The organism is Variovorax sp. CCNWLW225, from assembly GCF_037204045.1.
Lineage (GTDB): Bacteria > Pseudomonadota > Gammaproteobacteria > Burkholderiales > Burkholderiaceae_C > Variovorax.
The window spans coordinates 581,585-596,214 of record NZ_JBBCBV010000001.1 but is presented as its reverse complement, the minus strand read 5'-3'; the positions used below and the strand labels follow the sequence as shown (position 1 = coordinate 596,214).

The following is a 14,630-nucleotide window of genomic DNA, read 5'->3' as shown; positions in this document are numbered from 1 at the left end:
AAGGCAGCCCGCATGACAGGTATCCAGCAACTAGGCGATGTACGCAGTGGCAAGCTGGCCGGCAACATCACCGCTTTTGGCCGCGCGCTGCGCCGCGCCGGTGTGCGCACCGATGCCATGCGAATCTCCCTCGCCGCCGAAGCGGCCACGCTCGTGGGCGTGGAAAGCCGGCTCGACCTGAGCGCCGCCATGGAAGCCGTCATGGTGAGCCGCGAACAAGACCGCATGGTGTTCCGCGAACTGTTCGATGCGTGGTTTCGCGATCCCGAACTCGCCAACAAGCTGCTCGCGCAGATGCTGCCGAGCGCCGAGGGCAAGGCCGAACCTTCCAAGCGCCGACCGCGCGTGCGCGAGGCACTCACCGCGCCGCGCGACCCGGCCAAGCCTGCCGTAGCCGCCAAGCCCGATAAGGAGGTCGAGTTCGATGCCGCCATGACGTCGAGCGACCGCCAGCGTTTGCAGCATGCAGACTTCAATGCGCTCGGTGCTTCGGAATACCGGCTGGTCGAACGCCTGGCGCGCGATATCTCCTTGCCCATTCCTTCGCTGCCGTCGCGCCGGCTGCGCCCGGCCAACGATGCGGGCTCGCAGCATGCGCGCATGCACTGGCCCGGCGTGCTGCACGAGGCGGCGCGCACGGGCGGCGAAATACTTCGCCTGCCGAAGCTGAGCCGCCGCGAACAGCCGTTGCCGCTCCTGGTGCTGGTCGATGTGTCCGGCTCGATGGAACGCTATGCGCGGCTGCTGCTCGCGTTTCTGCATGCAGCCACCCGCCGCGCCGGGCGCCGCGATGTGTTCGCCTTCGGCACGCGCCTGACCGACCTGACGCCTGCTTTCCGGCTGGCCGATACCGACGCCATGCTGGGCGCGGCCAGCCTTGCCATTGATGATTTCGCGGGCGGCACGCGGCTGGGCAGTTCGCTGGCCGAGCTTCGCCGCGCGCATGCGCGCCGGCTCACGGGCCGCCGCACGCTGGTGCTGGTGATCAGCGACGGGCTCGACACCGGAGAGCCCGCGCTGCTGGAAAGTGAGCTGCTCTGGCTCAAGCGCCATTCGCGCCGGCTGCTGTGGCTCAATCCGCTGCTGCGCTTCGAGGGCTACGCCCCTTTGGCGCGTGGGGCCGGCGTGCTGCACCGGCATGCAGATGCGATGCTGGCAGTCCACAATCTCGGTGCCCTCGAACAGTTGGCCGCCAGCATCGCCGCACTGATGCGATCCGGCCGCTAGGCCTTACAGGAAACAAGAAGGAAACCCACCATGGAAATGCTCGGCAACCGCCGCCTCGGCATCACGCAACAGCAGGCGTGGGAAGCGCTGAATGATCCCGAGACGCTCAAGAAGTGCATTCCCGGCTGCGACAAGTTCGAGCTCACGGGCGACAACCAGTACAGCGTGGCGCTGGCCGTCAAGATCGGCCCGGTGTCGGCCAAGTTCAACGGCAAGGTGATGCTTTCGGACATCGTGGCGCCTGACGGCTACAAGCTCACGTTCGAAGGGCAGGGCGGTGTTGCGGGCTTTGCCAAGGGATCGTCCAGCGTGACGCTCAGGCCGCTGGACGGCGCCGCAGCCGAGCCGGCGCCGGCCGGCTGCGAACTCGACTACACCGTGCAGGCGCAGGTCGGCGGCAAGATCGCCCAGCTCGGGCAGCGCCTGATCGACGGCGCGGCCAAGTCGACCGCTGACGACTTTTTCAAGCGTTTCGAGGCCGAGATGCAGAGCCGTTACGGACCGCCCCCCGCGGCCGCCGAAGAAACGACGGAGGCACCCGCGGAAAAAGCAGGCGTCATGTCCGGTCTCATGAAGAAAATGGGCCTCGGCAAGAAGGACGACAAGGACGCGTCCGCCGCGCCGGGGAACGAAAGCTGAGGGCTGGCGACGCCATGGAAAATCTCGATGTGATGGTGCTGCGCACGCTGCGCGACTGGCGTGAGGCCGGCAAGCGCGCGCTGCTGACCACGGTGGTGCGCACCTGGGGCTCGTCGCCGCGGCCGGTCGGCTCGATCATGGCGCTGGCGGACGACGGCGCGGTGGTCGGCTCGGTTTCGGGCGGCTGTATCGAGGACGACCTGATCGCCCGCTACAGCCACGCCCACGCGAACAACGGTCAGGGCGAAGAGGTGCCGCCGGGTGCGCCGCCCAAGCTCGTGAAGTACGGCATCACGGCCGACGAGGCCCATCGCTTTGGCCTGCCCTGCGGTGGCACGCTGGAGCTTCTGCTCGAATACGACCCCGACGCCGCCTTGCTCGCCGACCTTGTGGCCGAACTCGAGCAGGGCAAGCTCATGCAGCGCACGGTCACGCTCGCCAACGGTGCCGTGCGGCTGAACGAAGCCGAGGCGCCGGACGAGCTCAAGGTAAACGACGCGGAGCTCACCAACACCTTCGGGCCCGAATACCGCATGTTGCTCATCGGCGCGGGGCAGCTGGCCGAATACTTGGCCACGATGGCCAAGTTCAGCGGCTTTGCCGTGACGCTGTGCGACCCGCGCGCGGAGTACCGCACCGCATGGTCGCTGCCCGGCGTGGAAATCACCACCGAAATGCCCGACGATGCGGTGCTCGCCTTCAGGCCCGACCGGCGCAGCTGCGTGGTCGCGCTCACGCACGACCCCAAGCTCGACGACCTGGCGCTGCTTGAAGCCCTGCAGAGCGAGGCTTTCTACGTAGGTGCGATCGGCTCGCGCCGCAATGCCGATGCGCGGCGCGACCGCATGATCGAGCACTTCGACCAGACGGCCGAATCGCTCGCGCGGCTGCGCGGCCCAATCGGCATCTACATCGGCAGCAAGACGCCGCCGGAAATCGCCGTGAGCGTGATGGCGGAGATTCTCGCGGTGAAGAACGGCGTGACGCTGCCGCGCGAAATGGAAGTGGCGCGCGCCAAGGGCCTGCAGCAGCTCGCGATGAGCTGAGGCCCCGGCCGGCTTTTCTGCTCAGTTCAATTCAGCGGGCCCGACTTTGCCGCGGGTGGCACGTCGCCGCCTTTTTGCCGCTCGCGAAAGAGTGCCGCGCGCATCAGGAAGATGGTGGTGATGGGAGCCGTGAGCGCAATGAAGAGAACGATCAGCACGGCGTGCAGGAACAGGCTGTAGCCCTGCACCGAGAAATAGACGATGGTGGCAATCGTCATGCACCACACGCCCACCGTGGCGCCGAGCGTTGGCGCATGAATGCGGCGGAAAAAAGTGGGCAGGCGCACGAGGCCGAAGGAGCCGATGGCGGCGAAGGCTGCGCCGAGCACCGCGAACACGGCGGTGACGATTTCGGCCCACAGCGGCAAAGGCCCAATGATGAAGTCGTTCATTCGATGACCTCCCCGCGCAAGAGAAACTTGGCCATGGCCGTCGAGCCGACAAAGCCGAACAGCGCCGTCAGCATGGCCGCTTCGAAGTACACATTGCTCGCATAGACGATGCCGAGCACCAGCATCATCAGCATGCCGTTGATGTAGAGGCAGTCCAGCGCCATCACGCGGTCTTGGGCGGTCGGCCCGGCCAGGAGGCGGGTAAGCGCGCAGAGCATGGCCACGGCCAACAACAGGAGCGCCAGCTTCAGGGCCCAGAAGAGTACAGGCGTCATGATTCGAAGATCTCCATCAGGGGGTGTTCGTAGCGCTGCTTGATCATGGCGACGAAGGCGGCTTCGTCGTCGACGTCGAACACGTGGATCAGCAGCACGCTGCTGTCGAACGAGATTTCGCCCCAGGCGGTGCCGGGCGTGAGGCACATGATCATGGCCAGCACCGCAAGCCCGTTCGGGTCGCGCAGATCGAGCGGCACATTCACGAACTTCGATTCGATGCGCGATGTGCGGCGCGTGAGCAGCCGGCGTGCCACGAAGAGAGCCGATTGCAGCATGTCGGCCACCGCCCGGCCTGTGAGCCGCAATGCAACCCAGGGCTTGCGCATGCGCACGGCGGCCGGCCGGAGGCCCTTGGTGAGCAGCGGCACCGCAATGGCCAGCACCGCGGCCGATGCCAGCGTGGCGGCCTCCAGCGACTGGTTGAGCAGGAGCCAGACCGCGAACAGCGCAATCGACAGCGGCGGCGAAGGAATCCAGCGCTTCATGGTGCCGTGCCCTTCTGCGCAGGCACGGGGTTGGGCACCTGCCGTGCATTGAGCACGGCATCGCGATACGCAGTCGGCGTGCGCAGTCCTTCGGCGGTGATGAGTGCGTGGCGCATGACAGGGCCGGCCCATATCGTCAACGCCACGCAGGCCGCAAGCAGGCCGGCCACCGGCAGCACCTCGAGGGCGGGCAGCGCGGGCATGGTGGGATGCGGCTGGGTCCAGAAATGGCGGATGCCGGTGCGGCTCAGCGCAATCAGCGCCAGGAAGCCCGACACGAGCAGCAGCGCCAGAAAGATCCATGCCGGCGTGGAGGTGCCGCTGGTCACGAAGGCGCCGGAGAGCATGGCGAACTTGCCCACGAAGCCCGAGAGCGGCGGCAGGCCCGCGAGCAGCAAGGTGCAGCCGATGAAGCTCAGGCCGAGGAACGCCACGCCGGCGGGAATTGCGCGGCCATAGAGCGCCTGCGCCTCGTCGTCGAGGTTCACGTCGTCGAGCACGCGCAGGTCTTCCGCCAGGAAGGGCGCGTTGCCCGCCGCTTCGTGTGGCGCAACGCTCATGCCGGCGTTGCGCCAGCGTTCGATCATGTCGATCAGCAGGAAGAAGGCGCTGACCGCGAGCGTGGAGCTCAGCAGGTAGTAAAGGGCGCCGGCCCATACGGCAGGCTCCCCGAGCCCGATGGCGGCCAGCAGCGTGCCGGCCGACACCAGCACGCTGAAGCCCGCCAGGTTGGAGAGCCGCTGCGTGCCGACGATGCCCATGGCACCCGCGAACAGCGTGGCAAGCCCGATGGCGATGAGTGCGGACTGGCCGAACGCGGCCGAGGCGCCGGCGTCCGGTGCAAAGAGCAGCGTCCACAGCCGCAGCAGCGTGTAGATGCCGAGCTTAGTCAGCAGCGCAAAAACCGCGCCCACCGGCGACACCGCCGCGCTGTAGGCCGGCACCAGCCAGAAGTTGAGCGGCCATGCGCCGGCCTTGGCGAAGAACGCGGTCGCGAGGATGGCGGCCGCCGCATGCACCAGGCCGCGATCGGCCGGCGCGAGCTCGGCGATGCGCACGCTCAGGTCCGCCATGTTGAGCGTGCCCGTCACGCCGTAGAGCAGCGCCGCGCCGATGAGGAAGAGAGACGACGCGGCCAGGTTGATGGCGATGTAGTGCAGCCCCGCCTGCACGCGCAGCCGGCCCGAACCATGCAGCAGCAGGCCGTAGGAGGCAGCGAGCATCACCTCGAAGAAGACGAACAGGTTGAACAGGTCGCCGGTGAGAAAGGCGCCGTTCAGGCCCATGAGCTGCAGCTGCAGCAGCGGATGGAAATGCACGCCGGCACGGTCCCAGCGCGAAGTGGAATAGATCGAGGCCGCGAAGGCGACCACGCCCGTGAGCGCCACCATCATGGTCGACAGGCGGTCCGCCACCAGCACGATGCCGAAGGGCGCTTGCCAGTTGCCGGGCAGGTAGACGCCGATAGAGCCCGGGCCGTCGCCGGTATCGGGCGCATTCACCCAGCGCAGCAGCGCCAGCGCCGCCAGCAGGCCCACCAGCCCCGAGACCACGCTCAGGGCCGACTTGGCGCGGCGCCGGTTTTCTCCCAGCAGCAGCATCAAGGCCGCGGTAAGCAGGGGCACGAGGATCGGCACCGCCACCAGATGCGGCATGCTGAAGTCGAGCAGGCGGTCGAGCAGGTGAACCGGTTCCATCACTCGGCCGCCTCCTGCCGTTCTTCACCGTCCACATGGTCGGTGCCGGCCAGGCCGCGCGAGGCCAGCAGCACCACGAGGAACAGCGCCGTCATCGCAAAGCCAATCACGATGGCTGTCAGCACCAGCGCCTGCGGCATCGGATCTGCGGTGTTGGCCAGCGTGGACGTGAAGCCCTTGACGAGCACGGGCTCGCTGTCGAGTTTGAGCCGCCCCATGCTGAAGATGAAGAGGTTGACCGCGTACGAGATGAGCGTGAGGCCCATGATCACCTGGAAGGTGCGGGGGCGCAGCAGCAGGTACACGCCCGAGCCGGTGAGCACGCCGATGGCGAGTGCGAGCACGATTTCCATCAGTGCACCCCCTCCACGGCTTCGGATCGGGCCTGTGCTTCCTTTTCGGCCTGCTCGTCGGCCCAGCGGTGGCTGCGTATGGACTGGTGGGCCAGCGCGGTAAGAATGAGCATGGTGGCGCCGAGCACCAGCGCGAACACGCCGATGTCGAAGAAGAGGGCGCTCGGCACGTGCAGCTCGCCCAGCACCGGAAGATGCAGGTGAGCCGTGTGCGTGGTCATGAACGGATAGCCGAAGATCACCGCGCCGCTGCCCGTAACCAGCGCCAGCAGCAGGCCGACGGCGATCCAGCGGCGCGGATAGATGCGCAGGTGCTCTTCCACCCATTCGGTGCCCGAGACGATGAACTGCAGCAGCAGCGCCACCGACATCACCAGCCCCGCCACGAAGCCGCCGCCCGGCGAGTTGTGGCCGCGCATGAAGAAGTAGACCGCGACCAGCACCGCGAGCGGCAGCAGCAGCCGCACCAGCACGGCCGGCACCATCAGGTAGCCCACGGCGGTGTCCTTGGCGAGGCGCGGGTTCAGCAGGTCGCTGCTGCCGTCATCGGCCTGCAGGCGCTGCTGCACCGGCAAGGCCATCGATTCGCGTGCCGGACGGAAGCGGCGCAGCAGCGCATACACGGTGAGCGCCACCACGCCAAGCACCGTGATCTCTCCGAAGGTGTCGAAAGCGCGGAAGTCGACCAGCATCACGTTGACCACGTTGGTGCCGCCGCCTTCGGTGAGTGCGCGCTCCAGGAAGAAAGGCGAGATGCTCTGCGGAAACGGCCGCGTCATCATCACCCAGGCCAGCGCCGACATGCCGCCGCCCGCGGCAGCCGCCACCAGCAGGTCGCGCCCGCGCCGGCCCCATGGGCGCAGCCTGGCGCGCGCGGGCTGGATCGCGTCCTTGCTGCGCATCGGCAGCCAGCGAAGCCCCAGCAGGATCAGCACCGTGGTGACGGCTTCGACCACGAGCTGCGTCAGCGCAAGGTCGGGCGCCGAGAACCAGATGTAGGTGACCGAGCACACCAGGCCCGCGCCCGAGGCCAGCATCAGCGCGGCGAGCCTGTGGAACTTGGCCTGCCATGCCGCGGCCAGCGCGCAGGTGCCGCCGATGAGCCAGGTCATTGCGAACATGGTCGAGAAAGGCAGCAGTTCGCGGGTGCCGCGCGCCACGGGCGCGGTCCAGAGCGAAACGGCGGCGCCCGCAGCGGCTACTGCAATCAGCAGCAGCAATTGCGTTTGCAGGCGCCGGGTGCCCAGCACGCGCCGGCTGCGACGGCCGGCTTCGCTGAGTTGCGCGAGCAGATGTTCGAAGATGACCTGTCCGTCAAAGCGGTGCAGCAGCGGCGTGTGCTCGAGGTCGCCTTTCGCACGGCGTCGGCGCTGCGAGAGGTAGAGCGCCATGCCGCCGGCCAACGCCACGAAGCTCATCGCCAGCGGCAGGTTGAAACCGTGCCACACGGCCAGGCTGTATTCAGGCAGCACGCCGCCGACCACCGGCGTGGCGGCAGCGGCCAGCAGCGGGCCGATGGACCACGCCGGCGCCACGCCGACCACCAGGCACACGAGCACCAGCAGCTCGACCGGCACGCGCATCCAGTGCGGAGGCTCGTGCGGCTGCCGCGGCACGTCGGGCCCGCAGGGTGGCCCGAAGAACACGTCGAACACGAAGCGCGCCGAATAGGCCACGCTGAAGACGCCCGCAACGGTCGCGATGATCGGCAGGCTCACGTTGATCCACGGCGTTGCCTGGATGAACACCGTCTCGGCGAAGAACATCTCCTTCGAGAGAAAGCCGTTGAGCAGCGGCACGCCGGCCATCGAAGCGCTGGCAATTACCGCCAGCGTGCCCGTGATCGGCATCAGCCGCATCAGGCCGCTGAGCTTGCGGATGTCTCGCGTGCCGCTCTCGTGGTCGATGATGCCGGCCGCCATGAAAAGCGACGCCTTGAAGGTCGCGTGGTTCATGACGTGGAACACCGCCGCCACCGCTGCCAGGGGGCTGTTGAGCCCGAGCAGCAGCGTGATGAGCCCCAGGTGCGAGATGGTCGAATAGGCCAGTAGCGCCTTCAGGTCGCGCTGGAACATGGCAACAAAGCCGCCGAGCAGCAGGGTGATGGCGCCCGCGCCGCCCACCAGCCAGAACCACATCTCGGTGCCCGAGAGCACGGGCCATAGCCGCGCCATCAGGAACACACCCAGCTTCACCATGGTGGCCGAATGCAGGTAGGCCGAAACGGGCGTGGGCGCCGCCATGGCGCGCGGCAGCCAGAAGTGGAACGGGAACTGCGCGCTCTTGGTAAAGGCGCCGAGCAGTATCAGCACCAGTGCGGCCGGATAGAGCGCGTGCGCACGAACTGCGTTGCCGGAAGCGAGCACCACGTCGAGCTCGTAGCTGCCCGCAATGCGGCCCAGCACCAGCACACCGGCCAACAGGCAGAGTCCGCCGGCACCGGTAACGGTCAGCGCCATGCGTGCGCCGCGCCGCGCATCGCGACGGTGATGCCAGTAGCCGATCAGCAGGAACGAGAAAAGGCTGGTGAGCTCCCAGAACAGCACCATCTGGATGAGGTTGCCCGAGAGCACCACGCCCACCATCGCGCCCATGAACGCGAGAAAGAACGAGAAGAAGCGCGGCACCGGGTCGGAGGCCGACATGTAGTAGCGCGCATAGAGCACCACCAGCGCGCCGATGCCGAGCACCAGCATGCAGAACAGCCACGCAAAGCCGTCCATGCGAAACACGAGGTTGAGGCCGAGCTCCGGCAGCCACGCGATTTCCTGCCGCAGCACATTGCCGTGCGCGATCTGTGGAAAGAGCCATGCGGCCTGCACCGCGCAACCCAGCGCAACGAGCCCCGCCAGCGTCGACTCCCGGTTGCGCGCGTTCGACGGCATCAACGCGGCCAGCACGCTGGCAATGAAGGGGAGTGCGACGAGAAAGACCAGGGGCATTGCGGTCGATTCTATCGACCGGCCCTCTGGAGGGACCTTCTAGAAACCCGGGAACTCCGCGCGATTTAGGCGCGGGCGCGGCGTCAGGCGGCCAGGGCCTGAACGCTGCGGATGCCCAGCCAGGTGAAGAACAGCGAGCCGCCGAGATGTGCTGTTGCCGTGAGCAGGGCTACGCCCAGCCGGCCTTCGAGAAGCATGGTCACCACTTCGGCCGAAAAGCTCGAGAACGTCGTGAGCCCGCCGAGGAAGCCGGTCACCAATGCGAGCCGCCAGACGGGATCGAGATCGGGCAGCAACTGGAACGAGGCAATGGCCACGCCGATGAGATAGCCCCCGATCAGGTTGGCGGCCAGGGTGCCCCACGGCATGAGCCCCCCGGCCCCGAACCAGAGCGCGAGGCCCCAGCGCGCCAGCGCGCCGACGGAGGCGCCGACGCAGATGGCGAGAATCGGAAGCAGCATCGGCCTATTGTCGGGGACGCTTGTCCCTGTTCATGGCGCCATTTGCTGAGGCAGCCAGGTGACCAGTTGCGGCACGAAGTAGATGATGAGCACGGCCGCCACCATCAGGAAGAACATCGGCAGCGTGACGCGGGCGATGTAGAGCAGGTCTTTTCCCGTCATGCCTTGCAGCACGAACAGGTTGAAGCCCACGGGCGGCGTGATCTGCGCCATCTCGACCACCAGCACGATGAAGATGCCGAACCAGATCGGATCGATGCCGGCGGCGGTAACCGTCGGCATGATGACGCCCATGGTGAGCACCACCATCGAGATGCCGTCGAGAAAACATCCCAGTACCACGTAGAACGCCGCCAGCATCACGATCAGCTGGAACTTCGAGAGCCCGAGCGAGCCAATCCATTCGGCCAGGTGGCGCGGCAGACCGATGTAGCCCATGGCGAGCGTGAGAAAGGCCGCGCCCGCGAGAATCAGCGCCATCATGCAGTAGAGCCGCGTGGCGCCGAGCAGCGCTTCCTTGAAGCTGTGCCAGCTCAGCGAACCCTGCGCGGCCGAGATGATCATGGCGCCCACCACGCCCACCGCCGCCGCTTCGGTGGCAGTGGCAATGCCTGCATAGATGGAGCCGAGCACCGACAGGATCAGCAGCGCAACCGGGATCAGCGACAGCGAGGCCCGCAACTTCTCGACGAAGGGCAGCTTGGCATCGGCCGGCGGAATGCGGTCGGGATGGCGCAGCGACCAGAAAACGATGTACCCCGAGAACAGCAGCGCGAGCAGGATGCCGGGGATCACGCCTGCGATGAACAGGCGTGCGATGGACACATCGGCGCTGACGCCGTAGACGATCATGATGATCGAGGGCGGGATCAAGAGCCCCAGCGTGCCGGCCCCGGCCAGCGTGCCGATGACCATGTCGTCGGGGTAGCCGCGGCGCTTGAGCTCGGGCAGGCTCATCTTGCCGATGGTGGCGCAGGTGGCGGCGCTCGAGCCCGACACCGCTGCGAACACGGCGCAGCCCACCACGTTGGTATGCAGCAACCGGCCCGGCAGGCTTTGCATCCAGGGTGCGAGACCCTTGAACATGTCCTGCGAGAGCCGCGTGCGGAACAGGATCTCGCCCATCCATATGAAAAGCGGCAGCGCGGTGAGTGTCCAGCTCGAGGCCGAACCCCAGATGGTTACCGCCATGGCATCGCCCGCGGCGCGCGATGAGAAAACCTGCATGGCGATCCATGCCACGCCGGAGAGCGTGAGGCCGATCCACACACCGCTGCCAAGGATCAGGAAGAGCGCGGCAATCAGCAGGCCTGCAACGGCAATGTCACTCATGGCGCAGGGCCTCCGTTTCGACCGGCTTGGCCGGTCTTCCGCGCCACTCGATCACGAACTCGTCGAAGGCTGCAATGGCGAACACCAGCGCGCCGACTGCCATCGAGAGCTGCGGCAGCCACAGCGGGGTGGCGTCGTTGCCGGTGGAAATGTCGTGAAAGTCGTGGGACTGATACACCAGCCGCACGCTGTACCACGCGAACAGCAACGCGAGCAGGGCGCCCGCGCCCATGGCCCAGCGTTCGAGCCAGCGCTGTGCGGACGGAGGCAGGTTCTGCAGCACCAGGGTCACGCGAATATGCTCGCCGCGCTTGAGCGTGTGCGCGAGTGCAAGAAAACCGGCGCCGGCCATCAGGTACCCCGCATAGGCATCGATGCCCGGAATGTTGAAATGAAGCTGCCGGCCGATGATGGAGAGCAGCACCATCACCAGCAGGCCGATCATGAAAAGCGCCGCCAGGGCGGCGGCGCTGTTGTAGAGGAAATCGAGTGTCTTTCGCATCGCAAGCTGTTCGGCGATGCGTCACATCTTCTTGTAGGCGTCGACCACCGCCTGGCCGTCGGGGCCGGCCTTTTCGATCCACTCCTTGAGCATGGTGTCGCCGACCTTCTTCATGTCGGACTTGAGCGCGGCGGAAGGTACGTGAACCGTCATGCCGTTCTTCTTGAGCAGGTCGAGGTACTCGATGTTCTTCTTCTTCGAAACTTCCCAGCCGCGCTTCTCTGCATCGGCGGCCGCCTTCAATACGGCGTCCTGCGTGGGCTTGTCGAGCGCGTCGAAGGCCTTCTTGTTCATGAGCAGCGCGTTCTTCGGCAGCCAGGCCTGCGTGTCGTAGAAGTTCTTGATGTACTCGTAGGTCTTGGTGTCATAGCCGGTGGAGCCGGACGACATGTACGACTCGATCACGCCGGTGGCCATGGCTTGCGACAGTTCAGCCTGCTGCACGGTGACCGGCTGTGCGCCGACGAGTTCGCCGATGCGCGCGGTGGCGGGGCTGTAGGCGCGCCACTTCACGCCCTTGAGATCGGCGGCCGAGGCGATTTCCTTTTTCACGAAGATGCCTTGTGGCGGCCAGGCCACTGCGTAGAGCAGCACGATGCCCTGTTCGGCCAGCTTCTTCTCGAGCACGGGCTTCTGCGCCTGGTACAGCTTCCAGGCGGCGTCGTAGCTGTCGGCAAGGAACGGGATGCCATCGGCACCGAACATCTGCCATTCGTTCTGGTAGTTGACCAGCAGGATCTCGCCGAGTTGCGCCTGGCCTCCTTGGACCGCGCGCTTGATTTCGGGCGCCTTGAACAGCGAGGCGTTGGCGTGCACCGTGATCTTGAGCTTGCCGCCGCTGGCCTTGTCGACGTCGCTGGCGAACTGCACGTTGTTCTCGGTGTGGAAGTTGCTCGCCGGGTAGGCGGTGGGCAGATCCCACTTGGTCTGCGCGAAGGCTGCGGCGCCGAGGGTGAGACCAGCGAGGGCAATACCGAACTTGTGATTCATGAGCGCTCCGGAACGTATGAAAGTGAAAACGAAAGCGAGCATACGTGCAAATTCCGGGCCACCGCTGAGGCATTTCCCTGCCACGCGGCCGCGCGCGACGGTCGCTTGTTCCCTTTGCAGCGCGCACAAAAAAAGCCGCCTTGCGGCGGCTTCGGTTATCGCGTTGCCGAGGTGCCACGAGGGGCGGCACCGACCGGTAGACGGTGGGTGTGCGATCAGGGCTTGGCGGGCTTCGCGTCGGCGGCGGTGGCCTTCACGGGCTTTGCTGCCGTTTCCGCCTTGGCGGCCTTGGCGGGGGGCGGTGCACTGGCTTGGCCACCGAAGGCCTGGCCGTTGACCGTAAGGCCTTCGGCTGACAACTTTTCTGCCTTCTTTTCCTTCACGCCCTTGATGCGCTGCATGAAGTCGGGCCAGTCCTTGAACTCGCCTTCCTTGCGGGCGTCGAGGATGCGCTTGGACATTGCGGGGCCCACGCCCTTGATGCCGTCGAGATCGGCCGCAGTGCCCTTGTTGACGTCGACAGCGGCGAACGAGGCAACCGCAAACAGCATGGCCATGGTGGCCAGGATTTTCTTGAACATGATCGAACTCCCTGATTTGTTGATTTGAGTGTTTGCCGACGGAGGTGCCGGCTCGCGTTCAACGAATGCAGGGAAGGGGCGTTGACGGCCTTGCGTGCCGCAAGGCCCCTGGTGACCATTGTTCCGAACCATGTTCGGAACGTTGCTCAGAGTTCTTCGACGCGGCGCGGCGGATAGCTGTCCCAGGCCTGGCAACCGGGGCAGTGCCAGAAGTACTGGTGCGCCTCGAAGCCGCATGCGGCACAGCGGTAGCGCATGAGCGGACGGGTGGCCTGGTCGAGCGCGCGCTGCACTTGGGGGTGGAACTGCTCGTGCTCGAAGCGCTCGCCGGCCAGCCAGCGCGATGCGGCGACCAGAGAGGGTTGCTGGGCGAGATGCGCGATGTAGCCGTCGCGCGGCGCGAGCGGTTGGCCATCGGCCGCCGGAACGGCCGCGGTCGGCGAACCGCCGAGTGCCATCAGCGCCTCGAGAACGTCGATCGACGGCGAATCGGCATAGCGCCGTTGCAGCAGCGCGAGCGCTTCGCCTTCGCGGTGCGCGGCAACGGCGGCTTGCTGCAGCGCCGGCGCATACAGCGGCAGCGCGAGCGGGGCGGTGTCGCTCAGGGCAAGCAGGGTGTCGAAGGCTGCGGTTGCCTCGCCGTTGCGCAACTGCAGCGTGGCCGAATCGATGGCCGGGCGCGGTGCCTGCGGCGCCAGTGCCACGGCTTCGGAAAGCAGCCGGCTGGCCGTGGCCAGGTCGCCGGCCGCGACCTGCTCGGCGGCCTGTTCGCACAGATGGTGCGCCCGGCGCGTGCTGTAGCTTGCCTGGTCGGACTCATCGAGCTTCTGCGCCACGTCAGCGGCCTGGGTCCATTCGCGCGAGCGTTCGTAGATGGCCAGCAGCGCCAGCCGTGCTTCGTTCTCGTAGCGCGTGCCTTCGAGCTTCTGAAGCGCGGCTTCGGCGCGATCGAGCAGGCCGGCGCGCAGGAAGTCTTGCGCGAGTGCGTGCTGCGCGCGCTCCCGGTCGGCGCGGCTCAGGTCGCCGCGGCCCAGCAGGTGCTCGTGCACACGCACGGCGCGCTGGTATTCGCCGCGGCGGCGGAACAGGTTGCCGAGCGCAAAGTGCAGTTCCTGCGTGTCGGGGTCGTTCTGCACGGCCTCTATGAACGCGTCGATGGCCTGGTCCTGCTGCTCGTTGAGCAGGAAGTTGAGGCCGCGGAAATAGGCCTTCGGGGCTTGCCTGTTTTCGAGCTTGAGCTGCCGGATGTCGAAGCGCGATGCGAGCCAGCCCAGCACAAAGGCGACGGGCAGGCTGATCAGCAGCCAGCTGGGATCAAAGTCCATGTTGACGTACGGCGGGAAGGTCGGTGGCGGAGATGGCGGGAGCCGGCGCTGGCGCGGTGGCGATCGCCGACCCCGCGGTTGCGGGGGGGTGCTGCGGCGCGGAGGGCTGCTGGGCTGCCGCGGCGGCGCGGTGCTTCCACCATCCGGGCAGCATGCCGAGCGCGCCCACCACGAGTCCGCCGGCGAAGGCTGCGAGCACGACGAGCACCAGCGGCGCGCGCCAGTGGGTGCCGAAGAAGAAATAGACGGTCGCGTCGTGCTGGTTGTTCAGCGCGAAGGCGAAAAGCGTAAAAAAAATGGCTGCCTTGAGCAGCCACAGGAGGTATTTCATAGCCATTCCCGTTGCCGGGAGCATTCTACGTTTGCATCATCCATGCGGA

At 66.7% G+C, this 14,630-nt stretch carries 16 protein-coding genes; 3 read left to right on the top strand and 13 right to left on the bottom strand.

The genetic code is table 11. The features are described 5' to 3' along the window. Window positions 1–12: 12 nt before the first annotated feature. From V9L20_RS02880 to V9L20_RS02870, 3 genes are read left to right on the top strand one after another with little or no spacing between them, the layout of a single operon-like run. Complete coding sequence (locus V9L20_RS02880; protein ID WP_258505026.1) at window positions 13–1,227, top strand: vWA domain-containing protein; 1,215 nt, start codon at window positions 13–15, stop codon at window positions 1,225–1,227. A 30-nt stretch (window positions 1,228–1,257) separates the two neighbouring features. Further along, on the top strand, window positions 1,258–1,866 hold the full coding sequence (locus V9L20_RS02875; protein ID WP_337295418.1) for a CoxG family protein: 609 nt from the start codon (window positions 1,258–1,260) through the stop codon (window positions 1,864–1,866). Between the two features lie 14 nt (window positions 1,867–1,880). After that, complete coding sequence (locus tag V9L20_RS02870) at window positions 1,881–2,912, top strand: XdhC family protein (RefSeq protein WP_337295417.1); 1,032 nt, start codon at window positions 1,881–1,883, stop codon at window positions 2,910–2,912. 26 nt (window positions 2,913–2,938) lie between these two features. Here V9L20_RS02870 and mnhG read toward each other — a convergent pair whose 3' ends face one another. The 13 genes from mnhG to V9L20_RS02805 all read right to left on the bottom strand — a co-directional run bounded on the left by mnhG (window position 2,939) and on the right by V9L20_RS02805 (window position 14,581). After that, window positions 2,939–3,304: a monovalent cation/H(+) antiporter subunit G gene (gene mnhG / locus V9L20_RS02865; RefSeq protein WP_337295416.1), complete on the bottom strand. Its 366-nt coding sequence runs from the start codon at window positions 3,302–3,304 to the stop codon at window positions 2,939–2,941. After that, on the bottom strand, window positions 3,301–3,579 hold the full coding sequence (locus V9L20_RS02860) for a K+/H+ antiporter subunit F (RefSeq protein ID WP_157612985.1): 279 nt from the start codon (window positions 3,577–3,579) through the stop codon (window positions 3,301–3,303). Before V9L20_RS02860 ends, mnhG begins: the two co-directional genes overlap by 4 nt. Continuing rightward, window positions 3,576–4,067 (bottom strand): Na+/H+ antiporter subunit E, encoded by a 492-nt coding sequence (locus V9L20_RS02855; RefSeq protein ID WP_337295415.1) that lies wholly within the window; start codon window positions 4,065–4,067, stop codon window positions 3,576–3,578. The genes V9L20_RS02860 and V9L20_RS02855 overlap by 4 nt, the downstream gene beginning before the upstream one ends. Continuing rightward, window positions 4,064–5,764 (bottom strand): monovalent cation/H+ antiporter subunit D, encoded by a 1,701-nt coding sequence (locus V9L20_RS02850; RefSeq protein WP_337295414.1) that lies wholly within the window; start codon window positions 5,762–5,764, stop codon window positions 4,064–4,066. Before V9L20_RS02850 ends, V9L20_RS02855 begins: the two co-directional genes overlap by 4 nt. Continuing rightward, entirely contained in the window at window positions 5,764–6,117 is a 354-nt protein-coding gene (locus V9L20_RS02845) for a Na+/H+ antiporter subunit C (protein ID WP_157612988.1), read from the bottom strand. The genes V9L20_RS02850 and V9L20_RS02845 overlap by 1 nt, the downstream gene beginning before the upstream one ends. Continuing rightward, window positions 6,117–9,059, bottom strand: a complete 2,943-nt coding sequence (locus V9L20_RS02840; RefSeq protein WP_337295413.1) for a monovalent cation/H+ antiporter subunit A — start codon at window positions 9,057–9,059, stop codon at window positions 6,117–6,119. Before V9L20_RS02840 ends, V9L20_RS02845 begins: the two co-directional genes overlap by 1 nt. 83 nt (window positions 9,060–9,142) lie before the next feature. Then, window positions 9,143–9,520 carry a fluoride efflux transporter CrcB gene (crcB, locus tag V9L20_RS02835; RefSeq protein WP_258505037.1) on the bottom strand — a complete coding sequence of 126 codons (378 nt, stop codon included), beginning with the start codon at window positions 9,518–9,520 and terminating at the stop codon, window positions 9,143–9,145. Window positions 9,521–9,550: 30 nt separating this feature from the next. Next, on the bottom strand, window positions 9,551–10,852 hold the full coding sequence (locus V9L20_RS02830; protein WP_337295412.1) for a TRAP transporter large permease: 1,302 nt from the start codon (window positions 10,850–10,852) through the stop codon (window positions 9,551–9,553). Then, window positions 10,845–11,354 carry a TRAP transporter small permease gene (locus tag V9L20_RS02825; protein ID WP_337295411.1) on the bottom strand — a complete coding sequence of 170 codons (510 nt, stop codon included), beginning with the start codon at window positions 11,352–11,354 and terminating at the stop codon, window positions 10,845–10,847. The genes V9L20_RS02830 and V9L20_RS02825 overlap by 8 nt, the downstream gene beginning before the upstream one ends. Before the next feature lie 21 nt (window positions 11,355–11,375). Continuing rightward, the gene (locus tag V9L20_RS02820) at window positions 11,376–12,344 is read right to left on the bottom strand and encodes a TRAP transporter substrate-binding protein (protein WP_258505043.1); all 969 of its coding nucleotides are present in this window, start codon (window positions 12,342–12,344) and stop codon (window positions 11,376–11,378) included. A gap of 215 nt (window positions 12,345–12,559) precedes the next feature. Beyond that, the gene (locus V9L20_RS02815) at window positions 12,560–12,925 is read right to left on the bottom strand and encodes a ComEA family DNA-binding protein (protein WP_337295410.1); all 366 of its coding nucleotides are present in this window, start codon (window positions 12,923–12,925) and stop codon (window positions 12,560–12,562) included. 146 nt (window positions 12,926–13,071) lie between these two features. Further along, entirely contained in the window at window positions 13,072–14,250 is a 1,179-nt protein-coding gene (gene lapB / locus V9L20_RS02810; protein ID WP_258505046.1) for a lipopolysaccharide assembly protein LapB, read from the bottom strand. Then, on the bottom strand, window positions 14,240–14,581 hold the full coding sequence (locus V9L20_RS02805; RefSeq protein WP_337295409.1) for a LapA family protein: 342 nt from the start codon (window positions 14,579–14,581) through the stop codon (window positions 14,240–14,242). Before V9L20_RS02805 ends, lapB begins: the two co-directional genes overlap by 11 nt. Window positions 14,582–14,630: the final 49 nt, after the last annotated feature.

Coding starts and splice junctions, on each gene's coding strand:
- V9L20_RS02880 (WP_258505026.1), top strand. CDS start 13: ATGACAGGTATCCAGCAACTAGGCGATGTACGCAGTGGCAAGCTGGCC.
- V9L20_RS02875 (WP_337295418.1), top strand. CDS start 1,258: ATGGAAATGCTCGGCAACCGCCGCCTCGGCATCACGCAACAGCAGGCG.
- V9L20_RS02870 (WP_337295417.1), top strand. CDS start 1,881: ATGGAAAATCTCGATGTGATGGTGCTGCGCACGCTGCGCGACTGGCGT.
- mnhG (WP_337295416.1), bottom strand. CDS start 3,304: ATGAACGACTTCATCATTGGGCCTTTGCCGCTGTGGGCCGAAATCGTC.
- V9L20_RS02860 (WP_157612985.1), bottom strand. CDS start 3,579: ATGACGCCTGTACTCTTCTGGGCCCTGAAGCTGGCGCTCCTGTTGTTG.
- V9L20_RS02855 (WP_337295415.1), bottom strand. CDS start 4,067: ATGAAGCGCTGGATTCCTTCGCCGCCGCTGTCGATTGCGCTGTTCGCG.
- V9L20_RS02850 (WP_337295414.1), bottom strand. CDS start 5,764: ATGGAACCGGTTCACCTGCTCGACCGCCTGCTCGACTTCAGCATGCCG.
- V9L20_RS02845 (WP_157612988.1), bottom strand. CDS start 6,117: ATGGAAATCGTGCTCGCACTCGCCATCGGCGTGCTCACCGGCTCGGGC.
- V9L20_RS02840 (WP_337295413.1), bottom strand. CDS start 9,059: ATGCCCCTGGTCTTTCTCGTCGCACTCCCCTTCATTGCCAGCGTGCTG.
- crcB (WP_258505037.1), bottom strand. CDS start 9,520: ATGCTGCTTCCGATTCTCGCCATCTGCGTCGGCGCCTCCGTCGGCGCG.
- V9L20_RS02830 (WP_337295412.1), bottom strand. CDS start 10,852: ATGAGTGACATTGCCGTTGCAGGCCTGCTGATTGCCGCGCTCTTCCTG.
- V9L20_RS02825 (WP_337295411.1), bottom strand. CDS start 11,354: ATGCGAAAGACACTCGATTTCCTCTACAACAGCGCCGCCGCCCTGGCG.
- V9L20_RS02820 (WP_258505043.1), bottom strand. CDS start 12,344: ATGAATCACAAGTTCGGTATTGCCCTCGCTGGTCTCACCCTCGGCGCC.
- V9L20_RS02815 (WP_337295410.1), bottom strand. CDS start 12,925: ATGTTCAAGAAAATCCTGGCCACCATGGCCATGCTGTTTGCGGTTGCC.
- lapB (WP_258505046.1), bottom strand. CDS start 14,250: ATGGACTTTGATCCCAGCTGGCTGCTGATCAGCCTGCCCGTCGCCTTT.
- V9L20_RS02805 (WP_337295409.1), bottom strand. CDS start 14,581: ATGAAATACCTCCTGTGGCTGCTCAAGGCAGCCATTTTTTTTACGCTT.